Source organism: Herbidospora cretacea, assembly GCF_001570605.1.
GTDB lineage: Bacteria > Actinomycetota > Actinomycetes > Streptosporangiales > Streptosporangiaceae > Herbidospora > Herbidospora cretacea.
This window is the reverse complement of record NZ_BBXG01000006.1, coordinates 306,337-318,024: the sequence shown is the minus strand read 5'-3', so window position 1 is coordinate 318,024 and position 11,688 is coordinate 306,337. Positions and strand designations below refer to the sequence as shown.

At 74.2% G+C, this 11,688-nt stretch carries 10 protein-coding genes; 7 read left to right on the top strand and 3 right to left on the bottom strand.

Features of this window, described 5'->3' with window-relative positions:
- Nucleotides 1-37: 37 nt before the first annotated feature.
- The gene (locus AW270_RS14240; protein ID WP_061294773.1) at nt 38-766 is read right to left on the bottom strand and encodes a thioredoxin-like domain-containing protein; all 729 of its coding nucleotides are present in this window, start codon (nt 764-766) and stop codon (nt 38-40) included.
- Nucleotides 767-863: 97 nt separating this feature from the next.
- On the opposite strand from AW270_RS14240, the gene AW270_RS14235 reads away from it, so the two are divergent.
- Both AW270_RS14235 and AW270_RS14230 read left to right on the top strand, forming a co-directional pair.
- On the top strand, nt 864-1,499 hold the full coding sequence (locus tag AW270_RS14235) for a DUF305 domain-containing protein (RefSeq protein WP_061294772.1): 636 nt from the start codon (nt 864-866) through the stop codon (nt 1,497-1,499).
- A 43-nt stretch (nt 1,500-1,542) separates the two neighbouring features.
- Complete coding sequence (locus AW270_RS14230) at nt 1,543-1,863, top strand: DUF3467 domain-containing protein (protein ID WP_170991224.1); 321 nt, start codon at nt 1,543-1,545, stop codon at nt 1,861-1,863.
- On the opposite strand, the gene AW270_RS14225 is transcribed toward AW270_RS14230, so the two are convergent.
- Nucleotides 1,860-2,633 carry an MBL fold metallo-hydrolase gene (locus AW270_RS14225; protein ID WP_061294771.1) on the bottom strand — a complete coding sequence of 258 codons (774 nt, stop codon included), beginning with the start codon at nt 2,631-2,633 and terminating at the stop codon, nt 1,860-1,862. The genes AW270_RS14230 and AW270_RS14225 overlap by 4 nt on opposite strands.
- The gene (locus AW270_RS14220; protein WP_082801540.1) at nt 2,630-3,610 is read right to left on the bottom strand and encodes a cyclic nucleotide-binding domain-containing protein; all 981 of its coding nucleotides are present in this window, start codon (nt 3,608-3,610) and stop codon (nt 2,630-2,632) included. Before AW270_RS14220 ends, AW270_RS14225 begins: the two co-directional genes overlap by 4 nt.
- Before the next feature lie 108 nt (nt 3,611-3,718).
- Between AW270_RS14220 and AW270_RS14215 the strand changes: the two genes are divergently transcribed.
- The 5 genes from AW270_RS14215 to AW270_RS14195 are packed head-to-tail and all read left to right on the top strand — an operon-like array spanning nt 3,719 to nt 11,685.
- Entirely contained in the window at nt 3,719-5,002 is a 1,284-nt protein-coding gene (locus tag AW270_RS14215; protein WP_061294769.1) for an adenylate/guanylate cyclase domain-containing protein, read from the top strand.
- On the top strand, nt 5,002-5,682 hold the full coding sequence (locus AW270_RS14210; protein WP_061294768.1) for an ABC transporter ATP-binding protein: 681 nt from the start codon (nt 5,002-5,004) through the stop codon (nt 5,680-5,682). The genes AW270_RS14215 and AW270_RS14210 overlap by 1 nt, the downstream gene beginning before the upstream one ends.
- Nucleotides 5,679-8,057 (top strand): ABC transporter permease, encoded by a 2,379-nt coding sequence (locus tag AW270_RS14205; RefSeq protein WP_061294767.1) that lies wholly within the window; start codon nt 5,679-5,681, stop codon nt 8,055-8,057. Before AW270_RS14210 ends, AW270_RS14205 begins: the two co-directional genes overlap by 4 nt.
- The gene (locus AW270_RS14200; protein WP_061294765.1) at nt 8,057-10,390 is read left to right on the top strand and encodes an ABC transporter permease; all 2,334 of its coding nucleotides are present in this window, start codon (nt 8,057-8,059) and stop codon (nt 10,388-10,390) included. The genes AW270_RS14205 and AW270_RS14200 overlap by 1 nt, the downstream gene beginning before the upstream one ends.
- Nucleotides 10,390-11,685: a hypothetical protein gene (locus tag AW270_RS14195; RefSeq protein ID WP_061294763.1), complete on the top strand. Its 1,296-nt coding sequence runs from the start codon at nt 10,390-10,392 to the stop codon at nt 11,683-11,685. The genes AW270_RS14200 and AW270_RS14195 overlap by 1 nt, the downstream gene beginning before the upstream one ends.
- Nucleotides 11,686-11,688 lie beyond the last annotated feature (3 nt).

Here is an 11,688-nt window from a genome sequence, read left to right as displayed (position 1 = left end):
GACAGGCACACGGGCCGTCCAGCTATCAGTTCGGGTGTTACTGGGCGGGGGCGTCCGTCCCCACCGGGGAGCCCGTCGGCGCCGGGGCCGGCTGCGAACCGGCCGGCGGCAGCGGGGCGTCGGCGGCGGAGGCGGTCTGGCCGCCGTCGCAGCTCGCGCCGAGCTCGGGGGTGTCCTCGCCCTGGCGGAACTTGAGGATGAACGCGCTCAGGTCGGGGGACGACGCGCTGTCGATCTGGATCTGGTGGTTCCAGGACGACGCGACGATCTTCGACGGGAGGCCCTCGTAGGGGCTGAGGAGCATGTAGGGCTCGCCCGCCATGGCCTTCAGCTTGTCGACCTCGGCGGCCGGCAGGCCGGGCTGGTAGGTGATCCAGACCGCGCCGTGCTCCATCGAGTGGACCGCGTTCTCGTTGTTGATGGGCTGGTCGTAGATGCCGCAGGTCTGCCAGGCGGGGTTGTGCTCGCCACCGACAGGCGGCACCTCCTTGTAGGCCACCTTCGTGTTGACGTGGCCGGCGCCCTTGTACTCGTAGTTCTTGACCTTCGGCAGCATCGCCTCTTGGGCGGCGGTCGCGGCCTTCTCGGCCTCCGACTTGTCCATCTCCTGACGGATGATGTAGAAGGCGACGCTTCCTACGAGAAGCAGGATGACCAGGCCACCGATGCCCCACATGAGGACCGCGGCCTGCCGTTCCTTGGCCCGCTGTTCCGCCCTCATCTGGGCGATGCGGTCACGCCGTGCCGCCGCTTTCTCCTTGGTCATCGACCCTCCATCACGCGGTCACATATGGACAAGGAGAATAGTGGCTATAGATAGCCGTTTGGCCCATCGCGTCCGGGGGCCAAGTAATCTGAGGGCGATGAAGAACCCCCGTTCGCTCCTGCTTCCGGCCGCCGCGGCCGTCGTCGTGGTGGTCGCGGTCGTGCTGCTGCTGGTCAACCTCACCCGGCCGGGCACTCCGGGCGACCTGTCCCCCGAGGCAGGTTTCGCCCGTGACATGGGGGTTCACCACGCGCAGGCGGTGGAGATGGCGTTCGACGTCCGCGACGAGAGCACCGACGACGCGGTGCGGACGCTGGCCTACGACATCATCACGACGCAGTCGGCGCAGCGTGGAATGTTCATCGGCTGGCTCCAGCAGTGGGACCTGTCGCAGGCCTCCAGCGTGAAACCGATGACCTGGATGGCGGGCCACGGCCACACGGCGACGGCGGGCGTGACTCCGGGCGTGATGCCCGGAATGGCCACAGCCGACGAGATGAAGCGGCTCGACGACGCGAAGGGCCCGGCGGCCGAGGTCCTGTTCCTGCAGCTGATGATCCGCCACCACGAGGGCGGCGTCGAGATGGCCAAGGGCCTGCTTGAACTGGCCGAACGCCCGGAGGTCCGGAATCTGGCCCAGCACATCGTCGACGGCCAGACCGCCGAGATCGACCTGATGAAGGGGATGCTGGCCACGCGCGGCGCCCAGCCGCTTCCGTCGATCCTCAAATAAACAGGACGTGTCGGACGCGGGAACGGTCCTCCGACAGGGCACCATGGAGGCGACCCGGAGGGATGAGGATTTGACCAACGAGCCCGAGAGCCGTCTAGAAGTCAGCATCACGCCTGAAGTGGAAGCGGGACAGTACGCCAACTTCGCCTCCGTCTGGCACACCCAGGATGGGTTCGTGCTCGACTTCGCGGTGATCACGCGCCCGCCCGGACTGGCCGACAACGGCGACGGCCAGCAGTACATCAGCGTCCCGACCCGGATCGTGAGCCGCGTGCGGATCCCGCCGGCGCAGGTCTTCGAGCTGATGAAGGCGCTGGAGCAGCAGCTCACGGCCTACGAGAACGAGGTCGGCCACAAGATCTAGACCGTCACGACGTCGCCCTCGCGGGCGAACAGCACGTCGGGCCACTCCTTGGCGACGGCGTCGAGCTGGTCGTCGGTGCGGTTGGGCGCGTGGTGCGTGAGCAGCAGTCTCCGCGCGCCGCAGCGCTCCGCGAAGGCAAGCGCGTCGGTCACGGTGGCGTGCCCGTAGTCGTCGGCCAGGGCCTGTTCGCCGGGGAGGAACTGGCCGTCGTGGACGACGAGGTCGGCGTCCCGGCACAGCTCCTCGGCCGCGGCCGAGGCGAGCTGCGGCGCGTGGTCGGGCAGGTAGACGACGGCGACGCCGTCGCACTCGACCCGGGTCCCGACCGTGATCCCGCCCTTGTGGGTCACTTCCGCCTGTCTCAGGACAAAAGCGTCGTAGTTACGGCTCCCGCCGGATGAGGTCACCGACACGGCTCCCCGCAGACCCGTCGGCTCGATCGGGAAGTGCGGCGGCGAGAACGCCCGGGTGAGCACCTCCATCGGCCGTTCGCCGGGCACGACCAGCTCGACGGCGGCCTCCGGGTGGTCGACGGCCCGGCTGAACGGCAGCCCCTGCACGTGGTCCCAGTGCAGGTGAGACAGGGCGATCACCCCCCGGAAGGGCGCCGGGGCGAGGTTCCTGATCCCGGTCCCCGCGTCGAGGACCAGCGGCGGCGCGGTGTGCCCGTCGGGGAGCACGGCCACACACGAGGTGTGGCCGCCCCAGCGGGTGAACTCGGCGCCGGGAGCGGGCGTCGACCCGCGTACCCCCAGGAAGTGCAGTCTCACGCGAACTCCTCGCGGCGGTGGCCCTGGGCCAGGTGCTCCAGGGCGGCCCGGTCGATGATGTCGGCGCGGGCCTCGGCCACCCTGATCGGGGTGAGCGCGGTCAGCGTGGCGGTGCGGTGGCCGTTCTCCAGCAGGGCCCGCTCCCCCAGCACCGCGCCCGGGCCGGCCAGCCCGAGTTCGCGGCCGTCGACGTCGACCGTGACGACGCCGTCGAGGAGCAGGAACAGCGACTCTCCCGGCTCGCCCTGGCGCACCAGGGCCTCGCCCTTCCTCAGTTCCCGGACGACCGGCCTGCGCGACCCCCGCATGATCAGCCGGGACAGTTCGCGTTCGAGGGCGGTCTCGGCGGCCGTGACGACGACCGGCGAGTCCTCCGCGCCCCACGGGGTGGCGCGCTGGGCGGCCCAGGCCTTGAAGTCGGTGACGCCCGCCTTGAGGACGAGCTGCCCGGCCGCGTCGTAGACCCAGTGGCGGGGGAAGGGGCTCGCGCCCGACAGCGTGACGCCGGAGGTGCCGTCGGCGCGGACGGTGATCGAGATCGTCGTCCAGACCAGCGGGGAGCGCCAGCGCGGGACGCCCGCGGCGGCGCGCGGGAACGGCAGCGAGGTGCGGCCGCCGGCCGACTGCGTGACGGTGAGGAAGCCGTCCCCGGCCGTCTCGGTGCGCAGGTCGGGCAGGCTGATCGCGGCCAGGGTGATGCCGAGAGGGCCTAACCGGACCGTGGTGGAGCCCATCACCCCGCCTCCTTCGGCGCCGTGGGCGAGCACCCGGCCATCGTCGCCGAAATCGGCCCAGACGCGAAGGACATTGGCGAAGCGGAACCGGTCGGCGCGGCGCAGCGCCTCCAGGTCGTCGACGTGCCCGGGGGGCGGGTCGTCGTAGTGGGAGATCCCGGCGTCGAACATCGGGCGGGTGTACCCCTTGACCGCCTCCGACGGGATCCAGGACAGGGATGTCGCCTGGGTTTCTGCACGCATGTCCTCGACGGTAGGAATCCGGCGGGTCCGCGCACAGGGAGGTGCCCATCGGGCCGCAGGAGGGCTAACCCTCTGTTCCGGGGTGCGCTCAGGGAGGACATTTGCGGCGTGGACCGCATCACCGTGCTGCTCGCCGACGACAACCTGATCGTCCGCGAGGGCGTGCGCGCGCTGCTGGCCAGGGACCCCGCCCTGGAGGTGGTCGGCGTGGCCGCCGACTACGACGAGCTCGTCACGCGGGCCGAGGAGCTGCGGCCCCAGGTGCTCGTGACCGACATCCGGATGCCGCCGACCTTCCAGGACGAGGGCATCGACGCCGCCCGGGAGGTTCGAGGGCGCCTCCCGGGCACCGGCGTCGTGGTGCTGAGCCAGTACGACGACCCCGACTACGCGGTGAAGCTGCTGGCCGAGGGGGCCGACGGGTACGCGTACCTGCTCAAGGACCGGGTCGCGGACGCGCGACTGCTGGGGCGGGCCATCCGCGAGGTGGCGGCGGGCGGGTCGATGATCGATCCCCGGATCGTCCAGGACCTGGTCTCGCCGGCGCGGTCGCCGGAGCTGACAGCGGCCGAGGAGGCGCTGCTGCGCCAGGTCGCGGAAGGACGGTCGGTGAAGGCCATCGCGGCGGCGGCCGGCGACAGCCCCGAGAAGGTGAACGCCCTGGTCGAGCAGCTCTTCCTCAAGCTGGCCCGGGGCGCGTCGGCCGGGCGGCAGGGCGCGCTCAGGCGCCTGCGGATGCTGCACACCGCCATCCTGCGCCGCGACGAGCAGGGCGAACGCCTCTCCCGGCTGCTGCCCGGCGGGCTGGCCGACAAGCTGCTGGGCGACCGGCTCGACCGGACCGAGCGGCTCACGGTGACCGTGCTGATGAGCGACGTGCGCGGCTACTCGGCCATCGCCGAGCACACCGACCCGGCGGTGCTCGCCGGGCAGCTCAACGCCCACCGCCGGGCGATGAACGCGGCCATCCTCCGCGAGGGCGGCACCGTCATGCAGTACGTCGGCGACGCCGTGATGGCCGTCTTCGGCGCCCCCGACCCCCGTCCCGGCCATGCCGCCTCGGCGGTCGCCGCCGCCCGGCAGATGCACGCCCGCCAGCGCCGCCTCGACGCCGATTGGCCCACGCCGTTCCGGCTCGGCATCGGCCTGTGCACGGGCGAGGTCGCCGCCGCCCTGCTCGGCAGCGAGGAACGGGTCGAGTACACGCTGGTCGGCGACACGGTCAACCTGGCGGCGCGGATGCAGGACCTGGCCCGCCCGGCCGGCACCGTCGCCGCCGCCAGCACCCTGGCCGCGCTCCCCGGCGGCCTCCCCTGGATCCCGCTCGGACCGCGCGCCGTCAAGGGCCGGTCGACCCCCGTCACGGCCTTCCACCTCCCGGAGGATCACTGATGTCCGATGAGAACGCCGTCCGGGTGCGGGGCGCCCGCCGGACCTTCGAGGCCGAGCTCGCGCCGGTGCGCGCCCTGCGGGGCGTCGACTTCGACGTCGCCAGGGGCGAGTTCGTGGCCGTCATGGGCCCCTCCGGCTGCGGCAAGTCGACCCTGCTGAACGTCATCGCCGGGCTCGACGGCGTCGACGACGGCACCATCGAGGTCGCCGGGGAACGCGTCGACGGCCGTGACGAGGACTGGCTGGCCCGGTTCCGCCGCCACCACATCGGCTTCGTGTTCCAGTTCTTCAACCTGCTCGACGGGGTGTCGGCGCTCGACAACCTGGTGCTGCCGGGCGTGCTCGGCGGCATGAAGCGGCGGGCCGCCGAGGCGCGCGCCCGCGACCTGCTCGACCTGCTCGGGCTGGGCGACCGTCTCCAGCAGGTGCCGGCCGTGCTGTCGGGCGGTCAGCGGCAGCGCCTGGCGATCGCGCGGGCGCTGGTCAACCAGCCGAGCCTGCTGCTGGCCGACGAGCCGACCGGCGCGCTCGACAGCGAGGGCGGCCTGGAGGTGCTGGAGCTGTTCCGGCGGCTGCACGAAGACGGCCAGACGATCGTCATGGTGACCCACGCCGCCGAGGTCGCGGCCGGGGCGTCCCGGTCGATCCGGATGCGAGACGGCCGGATCGAGCCGTCATGACCGGGGTGTGGCTGCGCCTGGAGTGGCGCCGCCGGGGGCGCTCGGCGGTGGTGCTGGCGCTGTTGATCGCGTTCGCGCTGGCGACGGTCCTGACGGCGGTCGCGGGGGCGCGCCGCGGGCTGTCGGCCTACGAGCGGCTGGCGGCGGCCACCAGGCCGGCGACCGTCACGGTGCTGCCCAACCGGCCGGGCTTCGACTGGGACAGGGTCCGGGCGATGCCCGAGGTCGAGGCGGTCGCCACGTTCGTCCTGCCCGCCTTCTCCGTGGAGGATCCGGCCGCCCCCCGGACCTCGACGTTCGCCCCCGGCGACGACGGGATCTTCGGCGACCTGGAACGGCCGGTGCTGCTCGCCGGACGCCTGTTCGACCGGAAGCGGATGGACGAGGTCGTCGTCTCACCCCGCTTCTCCGAGCACTTCGGGCGGGGCGTCGGCGACCGGATCACCCTCCGGCTGGGCACGCCCGAGGAGACGGCGGCCGACTCGGGGGACGTGCCCTACACCGGCCCCCAGGTCCGGGCCACGATCGTCGGGGTGATCCGCTCCCCCTGGTTCCTCGACAAGGCCGAGTCGGACGAGGGCGGGGTGCTGCCCAGCCCCGAGCTGGTCCGCCGCTACCCGGACACCTTCCTCGGCGCGGCCCGCGGCAACTACGTGAACGGGATCGTGCGCCTGCGCGACGGGGAGAAGGGGATCGCGGCGTTCAAGGAGAACTTCGCGAAGGTGACCGGCCTGACCGACGTCGACATGTGGAACGAGGCCGAGCGGGCCCGCCACTGGGAGCGGCTGATCGCCTTCGAGTCGGCCTGCCTGCTGGTCTTCGGCCTGGCGGCGCTGGTCGCGGCGCTGGTGCTGATCGGCCAGGCGCTGGCGCGCTACACGGCGGCGGCCGCGGGGACGCTGCGCACCCTGCGGGCCGTCGGGATGACTCCGCGCCAGTCGGTGCGGACCGCGGTGGCCCTGCCGCTGCTGTCCGCCGCAGCCGGGGCGGTCGCCGGGGTGGCCGGGGCGGTGGCCGCGTCCCGCTGGACGCCCATCGGGGCGGCGGCCCGCGCCGAACCGTCCCCCGGGTTCGACGCCGACTGGCCGGTGCTGGCGGCGGGCGCCGCGCTGACCGTGCTGCTGGTCGCGGCGGGCGCGGCGGCGTCGGCGTGGATCGCGCTGCGGCCCGGCGCGGCCGGACGGCCGGAGCGACCGTCGCCCGTCGTGGCCTGGGCGGCGCGCGCCGGGCTGCCGGTGCCGGTCGTGGTGGGGGCCAGGTTCGCGCTGGTGCGCGGGCGGGGCGCCGACGCGCTGCCGGTGCGGCCCGCCCTGCTGAGCGCGGTCGTCGGGGTGCTCGGCGTGACGGCGGCGTTCATGTTCTCCGGCGGCGTCCAGGACACCGTGGCCAACCCCGAGCGGTACGGCCAGAACTTCCAGCTCACCGCCTTCCTCGGCATCGGCGACCGGCCCTTCGGCGACCCGGTGGCCACCCTCGCCGCCGTCGCGGCCGATCCGCAGGTGGACTCGGCGAGCACGGCCATGGTCGGGGTGGCGCAGGCCGGGTCCGTCTCGGTGACGCTGTGGGGGATCCGCTCCCACGACCGGCCGTGGCTGCCGGTCCTCACCGAGGGCGCGGCGCCCACGGGCGACCGGGAGGTCGTGCTGGCCGTCTCCACCGCCGCCCGGATCGGCGTGGGGGTCGGCGACGTCCTCGACCTGACCGGACCCCTCGGCCCGCGGACCTTCCGGGTCTCCGGCCTCGGCCTCGTCCCGGCCGGCCCGCACAACGACTACGACGAGGGCGGCGTGGTCGGCCACGCCGGCTACGACCGGCTGTTCCCGCCGGGGCGGTTCAAGTTCCTGCTCGGACTGTTCTCCGTGACCCCCGGCGCCGATCCGGCGGTCGTCATGGCCCGGGTCAACCGCGGCTTCCCGCCCAGCGGGATCGTCTTCCCGCCCGACCCGCCGGAGCAGCTCGGCCAGATGCGCGGCGTGGAGGAGCTGCCGGTCGCCCTGGGCGGCTTCCTGGGCGTGCTGGCGCTCGGCGCGGTCGCGCACGCCCTGGTCACCGTGGTCCGCCGCCGCCGGCACGACATGGCGGTGCTGCGCGCCTGCGGCATGACCCGCCGCCAGGGGCGCTGGGTGGTGGTCACCCAGGCGAGCGTCCTGGCGCTGACCGGGGTGGTGTTCGGGGTGCCCCTCGGCTTCCTGCTCGGCCGGGTGCTCTGGAGGGTCGTCGCCGACCGGATGCCGTTCTTCTACCAGCCGCCGCTGGCCCTGGTGGCGCTGCTGCTCATCGGCCCGGTCACGCTGCTGGCCGCCAACCTGCTGGCCGTGTGGCCGGCCCGGCTGTCGGCCCGTACGCGGGTGGCCCACGTGCTCAGGGCCGAATGATGACCCGCTCATGGCTCCGGCTGGAGTTCCGGTCGCGATGGCGGGCGCTGGCGGCGCTGGCGCTGCTCGTGGCGGTCGCGCTGACCGCCACCCTGGCGGCGGTGGCCGGGGCCCGGCGCGGGGCGAGCGCGGGCGACCGGATGCTGGCGGTCACCCTGCCGGCCGAGGCGATGGTGCTGCCCAACCAGCCGGGCTTCGACTGGGAGAAGATCCGCGCGCTGCCGTCGGTCAAGGCGCTGGCGACCTTCCCGGTGACCGGCCAGTGGTTCTTCGAGGACCCGCCCGGACTGATGGGCAGCAAGCCCCCGCCCGCCGACGACCAGATCTGGCAGACCATCGAGAAGCCCGTGGTCCTGGCGGGACGACTGCCGGCGGCCGCCGACGAGGCGGCCGTGACCTCCGGGTTCGCCGAGACCTGGGGCAAGGGCGTCGGCGCCACCGTCACCATGCGCCTGTTCACCCCCGACGAGGTCGACCGCGGCATCGCCGACCCGGCGGTCCGGGAGTCGATCGTCGCCACCGGGCCCCGGCTGGTGGTCCGGATCACCGCGATCATCCGGTCGGGCTGGTTCTCCGACTCACTGGAGACACCGGCCGGGGACGTCTTCCCCTCCCCGGCGTTCTTCCGGGCCTACGAGCACAACGTCGCCGGGGCACGCGACCTGGCCAACTACAACGCCATGGTCAGGTTGCGGGCCCCGCTGCCGGAATTCACGAGGCAACTGGCGGAGGCGACCGGCCGGACCGACATCGACGTCTGGGACATGAGACGCTTCACCGACCACCAGCAGGAGCTGATCCGGTTCGAGGCGTGGTCGCTGCTGGCGTTCGGAACGGCGATCCTCGCCGCGTCGGTGGTGCTCATCGGTCAGACGATCTCCCGCCACGCCGCCGCCTCAGCCGCCGTGCTGGTGACGCTACGGCCGCTCGGGATGACCCGCGCCCAGGGCGTGCTGGCCGCGACGGCCGGCCCGCTGCTCGCGGCGACCGCCGGGGCGCTTCTCGGGGTGGCGGGGGCGATCGCCCTGTCCCCGCTGCTGCCCATCGGCACCTCCGCGACCATCGAACCCGCCCCCGGCCTGGACGCCGACTGGCTGGTGCTCGCCCCCGGCGCGCCGGCGACGGTCGTGGCGGCCGGGCTCGCGGCGGTCTTCTCCGCCTGGCTGACGCTGTCGCCCCGGCGGGCCCGCGTGACCAGGCCCAGTGTGGTCGCGACCACCGCCGGGCGGGCCGACCTGCCGCCCGCCGTCGTGACCGGCGCCCGGTTCGCGCTGGAGCGCGGGCCGGGCGTCCCCACCAGGCCCGCGCTGCTCGGCTCGGTGGCCGGGGTGCTGGGCGTGCTGGCGGCGTTCACCTTCTTCGGCGGGGTCACCGACGCCGGAACGCATCCGGAGCGGTTCGGGCAGACCCACCAGGCGGAGATCTACCTCGGCGCGGGCGGAGAGGGCGCCGAACCGGCGCCGGTCCTCGCCGCGCTGCGCGCGCACCCGCAGGTGACCGGGCTGACCGACGACCGGACCGCCGTCGCCGAGACCGGCGAGACCCGCGTGGCCCTGCACACCACGGGCGACCTGCCGCTGATCACGCTGGCGGGACGGGCCCCGGAGACCGCCGACGAGATGATGCTGGCCCTCGGCACCGCCCAGGATCTGGGCGTGCGGGTCGGGGATCGGCTCCCCCTCACCGGCGAGCCCGGCGGGGCCGCCTACACGGTGACCGGCATCGGGTTCACCCCTCTCGGCGCGCACAACTCCTACGACCGGGGCGGCGCCGTCACCCCCGCGGGCTTCACCCGGCTGTTCGGCGCCGGCTACAAGTTCCGCTCGATCCTGGTCGGCCTGCGGCCCGGCGCCGACCCTGCCGCCCTCGACGCCGCGGGCCAGCACGTCCAGCCCGCCGTGACGCCGCCCGAGGTCACCGAGATCACCCAGATGGCGGTCCTCCCGGTCGCCCTGGCGGGCTTCCTGGCGCTGCTGGCGGTCGGCGCGGTCGGCCATGTGCTGACCACGGCGGTCCGCCGCCGCGCCCAGGAGGTGGCGGTGCTGCGGGCGCTCGGGCTGACCCCCGGCCAGGCGCGCTGGATCGTGGTCACCCAGGCCGGGGTGCTGGCCGTCACCGGGCTCGCCTTCGGGGTGCCGCTCGGCGTCGCGCTCGGCCGGACGCTGTGGCGGCTGGTCGCCGACCTGTGGCCGGTCCACTACCAGCCGCCGGTGGCGTTCTGGGCGCTGGTGCTGGCCGCCCCTATTGCCCTGCTGACCGCCGTCGTGCTGGCCCTGTGGCCGGGCCGCGCGCTGACCCGGCTGCGGGTCGCCGACATCCTGAGGGCCGAGTGATGACCGGACTGCGGATGCGGCTGGAGCTGCGGAACCGCCTGCGTTCCCTGACCGTGCTGGCCCTGCCGGTGGCGCTGGCCACCGCGACCGCACTGACCGCGCCGGCCCGCGCCCGGCGGGCCGGCTCGGCCGTCGACCGGCTGTGGGCGGCGTCGGTCCCGGCGGGCTACTACGTGCTGCCCAGCATCCGTGCCCTCGACTGGGCGGCGGTGCGGGCGCTGCCGCAGGTCGAGGCGCTCGGCGGCTATCTCGTCACCTCGTACGAGGTCGAAGGGGGCGCGCAGGGCTGGTTCCGGGCCGTCGACGACCAGTACGGCCTGACGGTCGAACGGCCCGTGGTGATCGAGGGCCGCATGGGGGACCCGGCGGACGGCCCGGTCGTGGCCGTCCGGGTGGTCGGCGTGGTGCGGTCGGCCTGGTTCCGCGACGAGGTGGACGGGCCGGGCGCGGTGCATCCCGGCCCCGGTTTCCTCCGGGCCCACCGCGCCAGCCTGGAGGTGCCCGGCCACTCCTACGCCAACGCGCCGGTCCGGCTGAAGGGCGACCTGGCCGGGTTCAAGGAGTGGCTGGCCCGCCTCACCGGGCGGCAGGACATCGACATCTGGGACATGGCGGACCGGTACGCCGATCACGACCGTGAGGTGGCCCGCTTCGGCGCGCTCGTGCTGGTCCCCGGGATGGCGCTGGCGCCTCTGGCGGTGTTCGGGTGGGGGGTGCTCACCGCGTCCCGGACCGGCCGGGGTCCGCTGAAGGCGTCCCGGATGGCCGGGCTGGCCCTGCCGGTGCCGGTCGCCGTCGGTGCGAGGTTCGCGCTGGAGCCCGGCGGGGCCCCCGTCAGGCCCGCCCTGCTGGGCGCGGTGACCGGGGTGCTCGGGGTGGTGGCGGCCTTCACGTTCGCCGCCGGGGTCGAGGAGGCCGGGCGGAACCCGGAGATCTTCGGCCAGACCTACCAATACGTCCTGCCCGTGGGCGACAACGGGACCGATCCCGTCCCGCGTGAGGTCCTCGACGCCGGGCCGCGCGCCATCGCCGCCGACCCCGGCGTCACGGCGGTGACCGACACGCGGATGGGCGTGGCCGGGCTCGCGTTCGGGGTGCCGCTCGGGACGGCCGCCGGGCGGGTGGTGTGGCGGGTCACCGCCGACGTCACGCCGCTGCTGTACGTCCCCCCGGTGGCAGCCGGGGCGCTCCTCCTGGTCGGGCCCCTCGCCCTGCTGATCGCCAATGTGCTGGCCGCGTGGCCGGGCCGGACCGCCGCCCGGCTGCCGGCCGGGCACCTCCTCCGAGCGGAGTGATCT